Below are 15263 nucleotides of genomic sequence, written 5' to 3' on the forward strand. Positions count from 1 at the left end.
TAGAGAGTCATTTGGGCGGGATGAACGGTTCCGGCTCCGGCTCCGAGTCCGGTATGGGACCGGTTTCCCGGGGCTGGATCCGGTCGGCCGAGTTGCGGACCTCGGCGGGCACTTCCCTTTCGATGGCTTCCAGCAGGCGCCCGAGTTTTGCCCCGATGTGGAAGTCGGTCACGAACAGGTGCAACGTCCCGCGAAGCGGCCCCTGGGTATCGGGTGACACCTGGTCGATGACGAGCACCCAGGTCTGGCCGAGGTCGAAACCGACCCGGCCCCAGTCGGCCTTCTTCCGCCCGCCACCCGCGGCCGTGAGGACGCCGGCACCGCCGGCCCGGACGGTTCCGTGGGGCAGAGCCCACGGCAGCACCGGGATCCGGCGGCCGAAACTCAGCACGCCGGACGCGAAGCTCTTGCACCTCTCGCTGGGGGCGCCGTCGAGGTAGCTGAACGACTGCACGTCCAGTACCTCTCGGAGCGGTCTCGCCGTCGCGGCGTCGCGGACGTCGATGCTCGTGACCTCGACCTCGCGTTCGGCATGGCGGATCTGGCCGGGATCGAGGTACCGCGCGGACCACCGATTCAGCAGCCACAGCAGCACGAACGGCAGGAGTACACCGCCCACGACGATCAGGACGAACAACGCCCACTGCGTGACCGCGTCCGGTGGACGGTCCATTTGGAACCGCACCGGGACGTTCAGTTCACGTGGGGATTCGCCGTCCGCGGTGAGCGTCGCGGTGAACTCCCCCTGTGCGACTCCGCTGCGCACGTTCTCCGGCGAGACCTCGACGGCGACCTGCGTGCTCTGGCCCGGGCCGACCTGCACGCAGCGCTGGGGATCGGTGGCGTCCGGAGTGAACCGGGTCGCCATCGCCCCGGTGTTCGGCGGGATCCGGGTGAACCTGGGGGTGAACCAGACGCATCCCTTGCCGCCACGTCCGCCGGTGATGGTCAGTGAGCCGGTCGTCGTGCCGCTGTCGAGGATCGGCGGCAGATCCAGGGCGCCGGTGACCGTGGGGTACGCCGACGGAGGTTTGACCGTCACCTGCCGAGTCACCACGCGCGGCTGCAACCTCAGGCCGGACGCCGTCACCACGTCGAGGGTCACTTTCAGCGTCGCGACCGAAGAGACCGTGGTGTCGGGCATCGCGAAGCCCGCCGTGTACGAACCTTCTGCTCCAGGGCTCACCGGGATGTCCGCCGCCTTCCCCTGCGGATCGGTCAACGACGCGGAAACCTTGGCGGAGCGCACGAAATCGGCCGGGGTCCGCGGCGACCCCGCCGTGTCGGTCACCCGGATCCGGAAGTCGGTGCGCTTCCCCGCCTGGAACTCGGGTGCCTCGGGGTCGATCACCGGGACCAGGCCACCGAACACGGTGAGCTGCGACTGCGCGATCGCCGCGGGATTGGTCCCGCCGGTGTCGACGAACCGGACGGTCCAGGTGCCCACCCATTCCGGCGCCGCCGCGGGCAGCCGCCCGTCGACCACCAGATCCGACGCGGTCAGCGCGGAGACGGTGAGTTCGGCACCGCCGACGGTGAGCGGGCTTCGCTGGTCGGCGGTCAGCCGGAAGGTATTCCCCTTGGGCGGGGTCACGTCCACCGCGATCCCCGGGCCGCCGAGCTTGAGCAGCAGGTGGAATTCGCGAAGGGACTGATCGAGGGCGAAGCGCTGAGCGCAGCGTTCGTCGGCGGGCGAGGCGAGCGCGCACACCGTGACCGGCTGCGGCGACGGGACAGGAGTGCCGCCGAGCGCCTGCGCGATCGCGGAGTCGAACGCGCTGCGCAACTCTTCGAGGCCACCGACGGCCACGTACTTACCGGGCGGGCTGTTCGAGTCGCCGCAGTGGCTTCCCGGTGCGTCCCGTTCGGCGATGGACTGCAGGAACCCCTGTTCCCGGCTGGCCAGCCCGAGCGCGACGATGGCCGTGCCCGCCTCGCGAAGCTGGTCGGTCAGCTGTCTCGGTCCACACAGGAACTCCTTGCCACGAGCGACGATCGCGTCGAGGTCGGTGCGGCTCGCGCCGCCGCCATAGGGCCGATCGAGGTTCTTCGTGGTCAGCTCGTACATCCCGTCGGTGAACAACAGCAGGAGACGGCAGGGCGGCTGGGTGCCGCTCGCGGCGTCTTTGCGGACGAACTCGTTCTGGGCGCCGAGCAACGCCGTGGCGAAATCGGTGTCGTTGGCCGTGTCCCGCTCGGCGAATCCCTTGGCCTGGCCTTCGAGGTCACCGATCGTCGAGGGATTCAGCTCGCGCCACGGACCCGCCGTGAACGACGTTCCGAATCCCGCGAGCTGCACTTCTATCGATTTCTTCGGCGTTCCTTCACCGGTCGAGTCGTACCTGGCGAGCGTTCGCAACATGCTCACCAGCGCGTCGACCCTATTCGCGTCGCGGTCGGTGCTCTTGAGGCTCTTGGATTCGTCGACCAAGGCCAGCACGGCGAGCTTTCCGCGGGCGGAGAAACACGAAGCGACCTCGCTGTACGCGGTCGCCGGGCCGTTTTGCGCGGAAGCGCTGCCCACCGGCGAAAAGGTCGTCAGGGCGAATACCAGCAGGACCGGCAGCAGGCGGATGAACCGGGTCATCAGCGCACCGCCAGTTCCGCGGCGATCGACCAGGCGTGGGCCCCGGAGGCGACGATTCCGCCCAGCAGCACCGCGGACCAGCCGAACCGGGCCGAAGCCGACGCCAGGTACACCACGTCCGGCGCGGTACGGCGATTCATGTCCACCTTCATGAACACCGTGATCAATCCGGCACAGACCACCGATCCCAGCAGATAACCCGTGAGGTGGCTGCCGAAATCTCCGAAGAGGAGCAAGATGTACGAGCCTGCCACCGAAAGCACGGCCAGCAGCAGAATGACCATCGGCGGCCGCTTCTCCTGCCATGAGTCGGCGTATTCATCGTTCATCGCGGACAACCATCCGTTTCAGTCTTCAGGCCGGGCCACCACATAGTCGATTACTCCGATCGCCGTATCACGCTTTGGTCAGCCTTTGTCCAGAAGTTGTCAAAGATGACGCCGGTGCCCGTTTTCTGGACGTCTCACCGTGCGGTTGGTCAGAATCTGGACAAATATCCGTGCTTCCGGTGAATCCGGTGGCGAAACAAGGCAGGGTGAGAATCCACTATCGGTGGATGCCACGAACGTCGCTGACGCCGCGTGACCACTCGATGAGCAGGCACAATCGGAGGAATCAACCGCTGATGCCCGACAACGATCCCAGTGCGCCGACCGAAGCCGACCTGCCCGCCCGGGTGCGGTGGTCGTCCGGCTTCGTCGGCAGGCGTCCACAACTGCGCGCGATCCACGATGTCCTGTTTGGTGACACCTCCCCTGCGGCGCTCGTGATCACGGGCCGGCCGGGGATCGGCAAGAGCGGTCTCGCCGCGCAGTACGCCCACAGCCGCCGAAACGCTTACCCCGGCGGGATCTTCTGGATCGGACCGTTCGGACAGCACCCTCCAGAGGACTTCCTTTCGCGGTTCCATCTCGACCTGGCACGCGTGACGACGGAGAAGTTCGGCCTCGACGTTCGTGGTGTCCCGCTCACCAGGCTCCGGCGAGTGGCCGCCGACCGGTTCTCCGCGGGGAAGGCGCTTTTGGTCATCGACGACCTGCCGGTGGACCTGCCGCCGAGCGTGCTCGATCAGCTGCTGATCCCGTCCGGACAGGTGGCGACAGTGCTGACCAGCCGAGTCGAGAGATCGGCCTGGTGGGCACCGGCCCTGGAACTGGGCGGGCTGACGCCGGACGACGGCCTGGAGTTCTTCTCGGCGGAGACACCACCGATGGATCAAGCGGACCGGGAAACCGTGCTCCGGTTCGCCGAGCGCTGTTCCGGTCAGCCCTGGGTTCTGCGCGGCGCGGCGAACGCGATCAGTGCCGGGCTCGAAGTGCGGGCGTTGGACACACGCCCGCACGACGTCGAACAGACCGTCCGGGACGAACTCGACCGGCTCGATCCGGGGGCGCTCGCCGTACTCCACGTCGCCGCGGCACTCGCGCCGGTACCGGTGCCGTCACGGTTGATCTCGGAAGTGCTCGGCTTGGCGACCGAACCGCGGCTGCCACCCTTCACCGACTTGGCCGACGGCGGTTGGCAAGTGCACGACGTCGCTCTCGATGTGCTTCGCGAGGATCCCACACGGCTCGCGACGTTCGCGTTCCAAGCGGAGCCGGTCGTGCTCGACTGGCTGGAGCAGCACCGTGGTGATCGCCCGGACTTCCTGATCCAGCACGCCGAAGCGGTGGCGGAATGGCCGGTGCCACACCAGGCCCGGCTGCTCCGGCCCGCCGCGGACGCCTACGAGGCGCTGGGTGATCTCGCCGCGGCGGGCGAAATTCGCGCGAGGATCCTGGCGATCCACCCGGACTGCCCGGAAGACCTGGTCGCGGCGGCGCGGGTGGAACTCGGCTGCGGACTACAACCAGAAGCGGTGGACCATGCCGGGAAGGCGGCCGGACTCGCCGAAGCCGATCAGCGGGTCCGGCTCCGGGCGAAACTGATCGCCGCGCGGGCGTTGGACGAGCTGGGCCGGTATTCCGAGGCCGAGCAAGAGTTCTGGACGGAACACGCTCCCTCCGCGGGCGATGACGTCGTCGATGACGAAGGCTTCCGGCTGGTGCTGGCGACAGCTGTCGCATGGCGGCTGCGCGGTAGACCGGCTGACGCGGCCGCCTTACTCGAGCCGATGCTCTCCCACCCCCGTGGCGATTTCGCGGAAGTCGTACCGATCGCCAAGCTGGAATGGGCACGGGCCTTGCACCTGGCCGGGCAACCGCGGAAGGCCAGAGCCGTCGCGGACGAGGTCGTCGCCGCGTACCGCGCGGCCGGCCGCGAGTGGCATCCGGAGTGTACGGAGGCGCAAGCCGTCCACGCGGAAGCGATCCTCGAACTCGACCTGTCGGAGCTGAAACCGGCCGCGCCATCCTGGGAGTGGTCTGCGGTCGCGCTCCGCGAAGTCAAGACCAGGTACGAAGAAGAGCATGGTCGCGACCATCCGCTGACGCTCGCGGCGGCCGTGCGCGCGGGCCGTGCGCTGCTCGCGCACGGACATCCGAAACGTGCGCTCGCGGCGCTGACCGACACCGAGCGGGACATCGTCCGGGTGTTGGAGGACGACCATCCCCTTCGCTGCCGAGCCCGGCACGGGATGGGCCTCGCGCACGGCATGCTCCGCGAATTCGGGCGGCAGGCCGACATTCTGGACTCGATACTCGAACCCCAGATCCGGTTGCTCGGGGTCGGTCATCCCGAAACCATCGAAAGTCACCTCGACCTGGTCATCGCCTTGGTGTTGTCCGGCAGGGAGACGAGCGGGCGTGAAGTCGCGCTGGTGGAGGCCGCCGAACGCGGCCTCACCAGCACAATGGGGCCGGTGGCGAAGCTTTCGGCGAAGGTGATGACCGCGAAATGGGTCGTCCGGCTGCCGAAGCCGGTCCTGTCGCTGATGACCACTCTCGACCGCCTTCCCTGAAATCAGGAAAGTGACGGCTCCGACCATCTCCATTTGATGCCGTAGGCGAACCCCGGATCGAGATTTTCGAAGCGGACATGGACCTCGCCCGCTTCATTCACCGGAATGCTCGTGCCTTCGGCGATCGGATCCCGGGCGTCGCCCTGGAAAGCCTTGTTCAGCAGGACGACCTCGCGGGGTGCCCGCTCTTTGCCGAGCCGGACGTGGAGATCGAAAAGATCGCAGGGATGCCTGGGGACGCAGACGTAGTGCGGCTCGATCCTGGCACGGAATCGCAAGGCGATCTCATGTCTGTCGCCGTGGTTCAACGCGGCGGGCAGTTTGAGCGCCAACCCGAATCGGTCGGAAGATTCCATGCGCCTTCCGGTGAGTATCCCACCGTGGAAGACCTCGACGTCGAGGTCTTCCTTTCGCGCTCTTGCGCCGGACGAATCCGGTGCCGCCACGGTCAGCGCGAGATCGAGTTCGGTGAGATCGTCGGTATCGGCCACCACCCGCCGGAATTCGAAGGCTTCCGGCACCGGCCTGTCGACGGCGAGCGCGACCCGCAGTTCCTCGGTGTGCCAGTGGTGTCCCACCCGCTTCGCCCGGGTGACCGGTCGCAGCGTGCCGACCGCGAATTCCGCGAGTTGCGCGATGCCGTCGTCGATCCGGCGACGCGCCGTCCGATCGTCACGATTGATTCTGGTGGCCGCCCAATGCACCCGGTCCTGATAGAACGGCATCCGCGCGTCCGGGGTCAGCCCGAACGCGGCCAGGACGACCGTCCGCAGATCGTCGGGCAAGTGGGAACTCAGTACCGTCAGCCGCTCGGAAATCTTACGGCGGGCTTCGGTCGCACCGTCCTCTTTGGTCAGCTCACACACCATGCGGAGAGCGGGACCCACCCGCTCGGACAGCTGCGGCATTGCCACACCACGACCTTTACGCAGAATCTTCAGTTCACTGATCAGGTCGCCTTTGCTGACGTCCACAGAACCTCCCCTGTCTGTCACGTGGCTGCACATAGTGGCGAGTCGGGGAGTCGGTTGTCCAGTCGATCATGGTGGAAGAAGTCCGGGACCCTTTCCCCCGCCGACGGGTTTCCTGTTGACAGGCAACAGGAAACGCTTGTCGCGACCCGGCGGGCGTGCGACTGTTCCAGGGTGACAACGGAAAGGTGACCGATCAGTAAGCAGTCGGATCATTCGATTAACCTGATCGTACCGCCTTGAATTCCGGTGCTCGCCGCCGGTTGGCGTGACACAAGAGGGGGGCACGCCAACCGGCTCCGGGCGATGATCTTCATCAGCATCGACTACGTATTCCGATGCCCATTGGGACACTTGGCTCGAAATTCGTGGAACGCGGCTCGGTTCCCCGCACCGCGGAGAAAGTAGCTGCCGGAGCAAGCCTCACCGCAGATCACTTGAGTCTCCACCCACTGGAGGCTTTACCGTCACTCCCATGACGATCAAGGTCCTCGACACCTACCCCGCGATGCGCGACACCCTCCGCGCACCGCAGGCGGACCGCGCCGCGCTGTTCAAGGCGATGGCCGAACCCGCCGCCGGCCTGTACCGTTACTTCCCCGGCGAGGCCGACCTCGTCGCGATGCACGCGATGAGCTCCGGTTTCCCGCTCGACCGGAACGAAGAGCACTGCCTCGAAGCGCTGGAAGCCCTGCACGAAGCCGACGCCTGGAACCGCATCCAGCGAGCGCTCGAAGACGCCGTCACCGTGCAGCTCGCGGCGACGCCCGGGCTGGCGGTACCGGACATCACCGTCCTCACCGTGCTGGGCGATCCCGGCGACGAGCACTTCATGGGCCCGAACCTCGGGATGACGGCGAACGGCAGCGTGTCCGGCTACATCCACCTCAACTTCTGGCCGTATCCGGAGAACCTGGCGCGGCTGGAGGCCACGGCGGTCCACGAGCTGAACCACAACCTCCGCTACAGCCCCGGCGGCGTGATCTGGGATCCGGCGACGGTCACCGTCGGCGAGCAGATCGTGTCCGAAGGGCTGGCCGACGCATTCGCCCGTCAATTGTACGGCGACGAACTCGGCTACGCGCGCATCGGCGTGCCGCATCTGCGCGACGACGCGGTGTTCGCGAAGGTCGTCTCCGGGCTGGAGATCACCGGCATGCAGAACTTCACGGCGTGGGTGCACGGCGACGAGACCGCCGCCCGCTACGGCGGCACTCCCGTCGGCCTGCCGACCGGTGCCGGCTACGCGGCGGGCAACCGCCTCATCGACGCCTACCTCGCCGCGACCGGCCGCACTGCCGCGGAGGCCCTGCTGGCGGACCGCCGCGACGTCATCGACATCGCGCTGGCCTAGGACTCGCGGCGCCTGGACCGGATCGTGAGGGCCACCAGCGCGCCACCGAGGAGCAGCAGGAACCCGCCGGAGACCAGCAGGCCACGGATGTCGCTACCGGTCGACGCCAGCGGACCGCTGTCGGTCGGCCCACCACCCGGTGTGGTCGCTCCCGGCTGGTCCGGTGTCGTGTACGTGGTCACCCCGGGCCCTGGCGTCGTGCTCGACGAACTGCTGGTGGTCGGCGCACTGCTGGAAGACACGCTGCTCGAACTGGTCGGGCTCGACGAGCTCGACGACGTAGTGGCGCTGCTGCTCGACGTGGAGCTGGACGACGAGCTGCTCGACGGAGTGCTACTGGACGTGGTGCTGCTCGTCTGGCTCGACGACGTGGTCGACGTCGGCGTGGTGGAAGTCGAGGTCGTAGAGGTCGACGTGGTCGGCGTCGTCGAAGTCGAGGTGGTCGAAGTCGGCGTGGTCGAGCTGCTGGTCGTGGTCGAACTGCTACTCGTCGGCGAGCTGCTGGTCGTGGTCGGGCTCGTCGAGCTGGACGACGAGGACGTGGAGGTGGACGTGGACGTCGAGCTGCTCGGTGTCGTGGTCGGCGTGCTGCCGCATTCGGGCAGGTCGCCGGTGAACGGGTAGGCGTGGAACTCCTGGCCGCCACCACCGGTGGCCTCGGAGCTGTGCACCAGCGAACCCGTGGTGAAGAAGCGGCCGTTCATCCCGGACGCGGTGACGGTCGCGGTGCTCCCCGGCTCGCCGACCAGCACGCTGCCCTGGAACTGGGCACCACCGGCGATCTTCACCTTGGTGGCGTCCGGGAAGTTCCACAGGAGCCGTTCCCGCAGTTTGTTCAGCGGGTCCTGGTCGTTCAGGTCACCCGTGTAGGTGTTGATCGTCCGGGCCGCCCCCACCATGTTGACCAGGATCGTCGCCCCGGCCGGGATGCCCTCGAACTCGATCCCCTGCATGCCGCCGGTGGCGCCGGTCAGGTCGAAGTCGACGTTGAACACCTGCAGCGCGGCTTTCCCGTCCCCGGTGAACAGGGTGCGATATCCCTGGTTGACCGCCGTGCCGGTGGCCGGTCGCGGCGTGGTGCCTTCCCGGGCGTAGCACTTGCTCGCCACCTGGAGATCTTCGCGCAGGCCGGCATAGGGTTTCGCCGCGTCGGGGTCCTTTTCGAGCGTGCCGGTCACCGTCCCGGTGACGGTTCCCGCGTGCCGGACGACGCCGTCGTCGGCGACCAGCCGCTGGTCCGCGGCGATACCGACGTTGCCTCCGGTGGTCAGGAAGTCGCCACCGTCCGGCGGCGGGACCCGTGATCCGACACCGGCGACGCCGACGTTGTAGATGGCGGACGCGCCCGCTCGTTTCGCCATGTCGAAATTGCCGAGGACGACGACTCGCCCTTCGGCTTCCGCAGCGGCTTCGCGTACCTGGAATTCGCCGCCGACATAGACGTTGATGCCGTTGTCCCGGCCGGCGTAGTCCTGATTGTTCACCGGCGGGTATTTGCCGGGGCAGGCCGGACCGACGCACGGTCCCAGTCCGCCCGGCAAGGGGGCGGCGACCGCGCCGTCGGTGACCACGAGTGCCGCCACGCACACCGCGGCGGCGGCACCGGCGGAAAGAGAGGCGAATCGCCTTGCACGCATGAGGGCGATTCTCATACCCATCGACCGGATGAACACAATCGGAATCCGGAAATACCCCCGACCGGGTGGTTTCAGGTCCAGCTCCATCGAATTCCGTATTGCCCGGGAAGCGGGTCCAGCGTGATGAACTGAAAAGTGCTGGTCTCCTGGTCGAAGGTCGTTTCTCCGCGTTCTTCCGGTGGTGACGCGCTGCGCGAACGGAAGAACGCGGAGCATCGCCGAGGCAGACAGGCCGGATCGAACGCCACGCTCAACGCCATGTCCCTCGCGGGCCGGAAGATGGCCATCTGAGCGTGCTTCCCGGTCTGTCCCGGCGGGAATCGAACGCCGAACTCCACGAAGGCCAGTTCTCCCGCCGCCAGTGTCCGATCCAGCGCGAATTCGAAGGCGCAAGTGGACGACGGGACGTCCGCGCGGAACCGCGCCGGACGACAGCCCTCGGTGAACAACACCATCGGTTCCCTGGTGAGGCTGGAACAGCGGATCACGAACAGGAACCGGGAGGTGCCGTCGTGGTCGGCGCGGATCAGCCGCCGGACCCGCAACGATTCTTCGTGACCGTAGCCGTCGACACGGTACGAAACGTATTGCGAAAGCCGATGTGGAGTGTCGAGTTCCGCCGGCGTCGCGTCCACTTTCGCCAGTGCGCGGGCGATCGTCTCGGGACGGCGCCACACCTGGTCGTAGGCCACCGCGCGAGGGTTCACCTTGCCGCGTGGCCGCCGCGGTCCCAGCAGACCGGTGAACGTTCTCCCCGTTCTGCCGGTAACTGAGCGCGCTGATGCCACCCCGTCATGAAGGCGCAGCGTACCGCCCGGAACGCCCGACTTTCGTCGGGTCGCCCGGGCCCCGTTCAGAGTTAGTTGTCCAGCGTCGAGAACGGCTTTTCGTTGACGGGGATCCGTTCGCGATTAGGGTCGGAAGAATCCCGGAATTCCTTGCACGTTAACGAATTGATCGCCTTCCCTGCATAGCCGGAAGAGGAGTCCTCGCTCGGCGCGATCGGCCTGGTGATCGGCGCCGACCGCGCGGGCAAGGGCATCCGCACCGCGCCGAGGGACGCGATGATCACCCTCGCCACCGCCGCGTCGGCTGGCGGCACCTGGCTGGTGCGGGGCGATCTCCGGAGCCGGACGCTGACCACGCTGCGGCGCGACGTCGAATGCCCGTCGCTTTCGCCGGACGGCACCCGCGTCGCCTACAAGTTCCGGGAGGGCGACCGCTGGCGGCTGCACGTGCTGTCCCTGGTGGACGGCCGCGATGTCCCGCTCGCCGACCCGGCGCATCTGGACGACCAGCCACAGTGGCTGGACGATCGGACCGTCGCTTACGGCCGGGACAAAGCGATCTACGCGGTGCCCGCCGACGGGGACCGGCGCGCCCGTCCTCGTCCGGCCGGCCGCCTCCTCCCCCGCGGTGGTGCGGTGACCCTTTGCCTGCTTGACTGCTGCCCGTGCCGTCAGATCGTGAGACCTCCGTCGAAGCGGAGTTCCTGCGGGTGGTCGGCCGGTTCGCCGGTCCGGCCCGGGGCGCCGGACTGCTGGTGATCAGCGCTTTCGGGGTACTCGCGACGCCGACGGGCGCGCTCCCGCTCGCTTTCGGACTGCTCGCGCTGGCACTGGTCACCGCCGTGGCCGAGCACCTGGCGGGGAAGACCGGCCGCGGCAGGCCGGTGGCCTTCGCGCTGACGCTGGTGCGCGCCGCGGCGATCTGCGGCACCCAGTTCCTGACAGCGCCCGAAGCGGGCGAGTTGAACCAGTGGGCGCTGAACGTCCTCACGATCACCGCGATCACCCTCCAATGGGAGTGGCCGCCGAAGATCACCGTGCCCGCCATCGTCTGCCTGCTGACGATCGAAGTGGTGCCGCTCGGTTTCGAGGACGGCTTCTCGGTGGTTTTGCGCGTGCTGCTCGAAGCCACGCTCGCCCGGGGCGCGTATCTCCTGCTGTCACGGACGACGCGCCGGATCGACCACTTCCGCGAACGCCGGGCCCGCCTGGCACGGGAGGAATCCCTCGCCGTGGAACGGCGACGGCAGGAACGGGAGTATCTGGCCGTCCTGCACGACACGGCGGCGGCCACCTTCCTCACGGTGGCCCAGCGCGGGGAAACGACGGACCCGGCCGAAGTCGCCGAGTACGCCCGCCGGGATCTCGCGATCCTCACCGGCGAATCCGGTCCCGGCAGTGTGGTCGACCTCGAGACCTCGTTGCGCGGCGTCCTCGCGCAGAGCCCGGTGAAGGTCGAGACGCACTGGTCGCCGATCCCGCCGATCCCGGCTTCGGCGGCGCTCGCGCTGGTCCGGGCCGTGCGCGAGGCGCTGGTGAACGTCGACAGGCACGCCGGGGTCGGCGAGGCCCGGCTGACGGTCGAAGACGGTGTCCGGGTGACTGTCCGGGACGAAGGCCGCGGTTTCGATCCGGCGGAGACCCCGGCCCAGCGGCGAGGGGTCCGGGGTTCGCTCGTCGAGCGCATGGCCGCCGTGGGCGGCCGGGCCGAGGTGACCTCCGCGCCGGGCGCGGGGACCACGGTGGCTCTGGTGTGGCCCCATGAATGAGACCGCGAACCGGGTACTGGGCGGCTGCCGGATCGCGGTCCTGCTCGCGACGGCGGTGATCCAGGTCGGGCTCAGCCTGGCCCGGCTGAACGACACCGCGAGCCGGATCGCGTTCACCGCGCTCGCCCTGGTGCTCGTCGTGGCGGCGTGGTGGGTGCTGCGCTGGAAGCCGGTCCCCTGGCCGGTGGCGCTCCCGGGAGCGGTGGTCGTCCTCGCCGCCTCGGCGCTCGCGATCTGGGCGATGCCCGCGGATCAGCTGTTCGGCGACGAGGACTGGGCGTCCGGTCTCGCGGGCTGGCATCTGCTGGTGCTGCTGCTGGACCGGCCCGTGATCGCGATGACCGCGCTCGGCGTCCACGTGACGCTCGCCCTCTCCCGGCAGATCGGTTCGGCACCCACCGATCGCGGCGAGATCGGTGCCGTGGCGATCGTCGGGCTCGGCGTGCTCGCCTTCCAGGCCGCGACGCTGACCCTGATCAGGGTCGTCAACCGGCGGGCGGGCGAGGCCGCGGAGGCCTCCGCGGAACGGGACCGGCAGGCCCATCGCAAGGCGCTCGCCGAGCAGCGGGAGGCCGATCAGCGGAGCCGGTTCGCCGGTCAGCTCGGCGCCACCCTGCCGCTGCTCGCCGGACTGGCCGACCGCACCCTGGACCCTCGTGACGAGGCGGTCCGGCAGCGCTGCACGCTCGCCGCGACGCAGCTGCGGAGGCTGTTCGCGGAGAACGACGACGTCCCGGATCCGTTGGTGCACGAGGTTTCGGCGTGCGTCGACCTCGCCGAGAGGCGGGGCCTGACGGTGACCCTGGCTGTCAGCGGCGAACCGGCGCCCGTCCCGACCGACGTGCGCCGCGCACTGACCGGGCCGCTGATGACCGCGCTGGTCGCCGCCCGGTCGCAGGCCAGGGTCAGCGTCCTGCGGACCGGCGACGAGATCCGGGTCGCCGCGATCACCGACGGTGAACCCCGCGCGGCACCGAACGGATCGGGCGCCGTCGACGTCGAATGGCACGCGTTGGGAGAACGATCGTGGATGGAGGCGAAATGGCATTCGCGAGCGAACTGACCGCGGTGGTCGTCGACGATCATCCGGCCGTACGGGCCGGGGTCGTGCACTGGCTGTCCTCGGGCACCCCGCCGGTCACCGTGGTGGCCGAGGGCGAGGACGTGCGGGCCGCCTGGATCGGCGAGGGCGCGAGAGCCGACGTCGTCATCCTCGACCTGCACCTGAACAGCACCACCCCGGCGATGGGCGATCTGCGGCGGCTCACCGAAGCGGGCCGGCGCGTCATCGTCTATTCGATGCGGGCCGACGACGAGACCGTCCTGCAGTGCCTCGAACTCGGCGCGCTCAGCTATCTCACCAAGGCCGAGGGCGCGGAACACCTCCTCGAAGCCGTGCGCGCGGCGGCGGCCGACCGGTCGTACACGCCGCCCTCGCTCGCGGGCGCGCTGGCCGGGGACCGCTCGGAGCGGCGTCCCGCCCTCTCCGCGCGCGAGACCGAGGTGCTCATCGAGTGGTTCCAGTCCGAGTCGAAGGACTTCGTCGCACACAGGCTGGGTATCTCGCCCAACACGGTCAACTCGCACCTCGAACGGATTCGGGTCAAGTACGCGCAGATCGGGCGGGAGGCGCCGACCAAGGCCGCGCTCGTCGCGCGCGCGATCCAGGACGGGCTGATCGGCGTAAGCGATTTGTGATCGGTTGTGGTGTGAACGAGCCACAGCATCGGACCACTTCAGTGACTACCTTGCGTAGCAAACACGCCGGGAGTTGATTCGGCGGGAAGACCGTCGAGTCGATCGACATCGGGCCGAAGGAAGACCTCGTCGGCGGCGAGATCGGTGGCGTGACCTTCACCGACGGTGACGGGTACAAGGAAGACCCGATCATCTGGAAGAAGTAACAACGACTGGGCCGATCAGCGTAACCGAATCGTGATCATCCGTGGTGCGAACGGACCACCCCGCCGTACTCCGGCATCGATTACGGTGCGTGGCGAGTACGCCGGAGCCGACCCGGCGAGAAGTCCGAGGAGATCCATGAAGTCCCACCGTATCGCCCTGTTCGCCACCGGCTGCGCGGCCGTGCTGCTGCTTTCCGCGTGCGGCGGCAAGGAAGACGGGGGCAGCCCGGCTCCCGCCCCCGCGCCCGCTCCGACGTCGTCGGCTCCCGAGTCCTCGCCCGCCACCAGCGGCACCGTCCCGGTCTCGAACGCCGACGCCACCGCGCCGGGCAGCGAACTGAAGGTCGGCGACCGCGCCGTCGTGCCGTTCAAGTACGGCAACGACAAGTCCGGCACCATCGCGATCACGGTCAAGGCGATCGAACTGGGCGCGAAGGAAGACCTCGCCGCTTACGGTGACAAGGCCAAGGGCATGACGCCGGTGTACATCCGGATGTCGGTGGAGAACGTCGGCGGCACGGACCTCACCTACAGCTCGATCCGGCTGCGCGCGGTCGGCCCGGACGGCAAGAGCACCGGCGTGATCATCACCGGCGAGACCCCGAAGTGCCAGTCCGAGACGGCGAAGAAGGACTTCAAGACCGTCGGCGCGACCTTCGAGACCTGTGGGCTCCAGGCCATCAAGGACGGCGACGAGGTCGGCGGCGCGACCTTCAGCGACAGTGACGCCTACAAGGACAAGCCGGTCGTCTGGAAGAAGTAAATTCCCGCAGTCAATCGAGTCTCGCCGAAGTATGTGACACAGCGCAGCCGTGGCCAGTGTTGGGTGAGCCCGCCACGACTCACCCAACACTGGCCACACTGCGGCGCGCGGTACCGGTGCGTACCGTTTACCGGGTGGTTCACGTGCACCGGACGATCACCGTCCCGACTCCCGCCCAGACCGTCGTCGACTACCTGCGGGACTTCGCCCACGCCGAGGCGTGGGATCCCGGAACCGTGTCCTGCACCCGCGCGGACACCGGCCCGATCGTCGTCGGGGCCCAGTGGCACAACGTGTCCGAGTTCCGCGGCAAGAAGACCGAACTCACCTACCGTCTGGACCGGCTCGAACCGGGGCGGATCGTGTTCGTCGGCGACAACAAGACCGCCACTTCCACCGATGATCTGACGGTGACCGAAGAAGACGGCACGACGACCATCAGCTATCACGCCACCATCGAGTTCCACGGGCTGGCGAAACTCGCGGATCCCTTCCTGAAGCGGCAGTTCGAGAAAATGGGCGACGAGCTGGTGCCGGAGATGACGAAGGCCCTCGAAGCGCTTTAGCGAGTGTCATGAAAGGGTCACGAAC

Annotated in this window: 12 protein-coding genes and 1 pseudogene; 8 read left to right on the forward strand and 5 right to left on the reverse strand. The window is 68.2% G+C overall.

What is annotated here, in order from left to right:
• Positions 1-7 precede the first annotated feature (7 nt).
• Together ACZ6YV_RS17245 and ACZ6YV_RS17250 are read right to left on the reverse strand one after the other, a co-directional pair.
• Complete coding sequence (locus tag ACZ6YV_RS17245) at positions 8-2587, reverse strand: hypothetical protein (protein ID WP_465510524.1); 2580 nt, start codon at positions 2585-2587, stop codon at positions 8-10.
• Positions 2587-2916: a hypothetical protein gene (locus ACZ6YV_RS17250; RefSeq protein WP_465510525.1), complete on the reverse strand. Its 330-nt coding sequence runs from the start codon at positions 2914-2916 to the stop codon at positions 2587-2589. The genes ACZ6YV_RS17245 and ACZ6YV_RS17250 overlap by 1 nt, the downstream gene beginning before the upstream one ends.
• A 296-nt stretch (positions 2917-3212) precedes the next feature.
• On the opposite strand from ACZ6YV_RS17250, the gene ACZ6YV_RS17255 reads away from it, so the two are divergent.
• Positions 3213-5486 carry a hypothetical protein gene (locus ACZ6YV_RS17255; RefSeq protein WP_465510526.1) on the forward strand — a complete coding sequence of 758 codons (2274 nt, stop codon included), beginning with the start codon at positions 3213-3215 and terminating at the stop codon, positions 5484-5486.
• A gap of 2 nt (positions 5487-5488) precedes the next feature.
• Here the strand turns inward: ACZ6YV_RS17255 and ACZ6YV_RS17260 are convergent, their stop codons facing one another.
• Positions 5489-6394, reverse strand: a complete 906-nt coding sequence (locus ACZ6YV_RS17260) for a hypothetical protein (protein ID WP_378237069.1) — start codon at positions 6392-6394, stop codon at positions 5489-5491.
• A gap of 538 nt (positions 6395-6932) precedes the next feature.
• On the opposite strand from ACZ6YV_RS17260, the gene ACZ6YV_RS17265 reads away from it, so the two are divergent.
• The gene (locus ACZ6YV_RS17265; RefSeq protein ID WP_465510527.1) at positions 6933-7811 is read left to right on the forward strand and encodes a DUF2268 domain-containing putative Zn-dependent protease; all 879 of its coding nucleotides are present in this window, start codon (positions 6933-6935) and stop codon (positions 7809-7811) included.
• Here ACZ6YV_RS17265 and ACZ6YV_RS17270 read toward each other — a convergent pair.
• Positions 7808-9448: a choice-of-anchor A family protein gene (locus ACZ6YV_RS17270; protein ID WP_465510528.1), complete on the reverse strand. Its 1641-nt coding sequence runs from the start codon at positions 9446-9448 to the stop codon at positions 7808-7810. The two genes, ACZ6YV_RS17265 and ACZ6YV_RS17270, sit on opposite strands and share 4 nt — an antisense overlap.
• A gap of 71 nt (positions 9449-9519) precedes the next feature.
• Complete coding sequence (locus tag ACZ6YV_RS17275) at positions 9520-10140, reverse strand: hypothetical protein (RefSeq protein WP_465510529.1); 621 nt, start codon at positions 10138-10140, stop codon at positions 9520-9522.
• Positions 10141-10422: 282 nt separating this feature from the next.
• Between ACZ6YV_RS17275 and ACZ6YV_RS17280 the strand changes: the two are divergent.
• The 6 genes and pseudogenes from ACZ6YV_RS17280 to ACZ6YV_RS17305 form a co-directional block, all read left to right on the forward strand.
• A pseudogene (locus ACZ6YV_RS17280) lies at positions 10423-10876 on the forward strand (TolB family protein); the annotation flags it as partial.
• Between the two features lie 25 nt (positions 10877-10901).
• A complete protein-coding gene (locus tag ACZ6YV_RS17285; RefSeq protein ID WP_465510530.1) occupies positions 10902-12005 on the forward strand; it encodes a sensor histidine kinase in 1104 nt (367 codons plus the stop codon).
• Positions 11998-13068, forward strand: a complete 1071-nt coding sequence (locus tag ACZ6YV_RS17290) for a histidine kinase (RefSeq protein WP_465510531.1) — start codon at positions 11998-12000, stop codon at positions 13066-13068. The genes ACZ6YV_RS17285 and ACZ6YV_RS17290 overlap by 8 nt, the downstream gene beginning before the upstream one ends.
• Complete coding sequence (locus ACZ6YV_RS17295) at positions 13047-13703, forward strand: response regulator (RefSeq protein WP_465510532.1); 657 nt, start codon at positions 13047-13049, stop codon at positions 13701-13703. Before ACZ6YV_RS17290 ends, ACZ6YV_RS17295 begins: the two co-directional genes overlap by 22 nt.
• Positions 13704-14045: 342 nt before the next feature.
• Positions 14046-14672 carry a hypothetical protein gene (locus tag ACZ6YV_RS17300; protein WP_465510533.1) on the forward strand — a complete coding sequence of 209 codons (627 nt, stop codon included), beginning with the start codon at positions 14046-14048 and terminating at the stop codon, positions 14670-14672.
• Positions 14673-14806: 134 nt separating this feature from the next.
• On the forward strand, positions 14807-15238 hold the full coding sequence (locus ACZ6YV_RS17305; protein WP_465510534.1) for an SRPBCC family protein: 432 nt from the start codon (positions 14807-14809) through the stop codon (positions 15236-15238).
• Positions 15239-15263 lie beyond the last annotated feature (25 nt).

The organism is Amycolatopsis sp. NPDC102522 (assembly GCF_055584485.1).

Coding starts and splice junctions, on each gene's coding strand:
- ACZ6YV_RS17245 (WP_465510524.1), bottom strand. CDS start 2,587: ATGACCCGGTTCATCCGCCTGCTGCCGGTCCTGCTGGTATTCGCCCTG.
- ACZ6YV_RS17250 (WP_465510525.1), bottom strand. CDS start 2,916: ATGAACGATGAATACGCCGACTCATGGCAGGAGAAGCGGCCGCCGATG.
- ACZ6YV_RS17255 (WP_465510526.1), top strand. CDS start 3,213: ATGCCCGACAACGATCCCAGTGCGCCGACCGAAGCCGACCTGCCCGCC.
- ACZ6YV_RS17260 (WP_378237069.1), bottom strand. CDS start 6,394: ATGCCGCAGCTGTCCGAGCGGGTGGGTCCCGCTCTCCGCATGGTGTGT.
- ACZ6YV_RS17265 (WP_465510527.1), top strand. CDS start 6,933: ATGACGATCAAGGTCCTCGACACCTACCCCGCGATGCGCGACACCCTC.
- ACZ6YV_RS17270 (WP_465510528.1), bottom strand. CDS start 9,448: ATGCGTGCAAGGCGATTCGCCTCTCTTTCCGCCGGTGCCGCCGCCGCG.
- ACZ6YV_RS17290 (WP_465510531.1), top strand. CDS start 11,998: ATGAATGAGACCGCGAACCGGGTACTGGGCGGCTGCCGGATCGCGGTC.
- ACZ6YV_RS17295 (WP_465510532.1), top strand. CDS start 13,047: ATGGCATTCGCGAGCGAACTGACCGCGGTGGTCGTCGACGATCATCCG.
- ACZ6YV_RS17300 (WP_465510533.1), top strand. CDS start 14,046: ATGAAGTCCCACCGTATCGCCCTGTTCGCCACCGGCTGCGCGGCCGTG.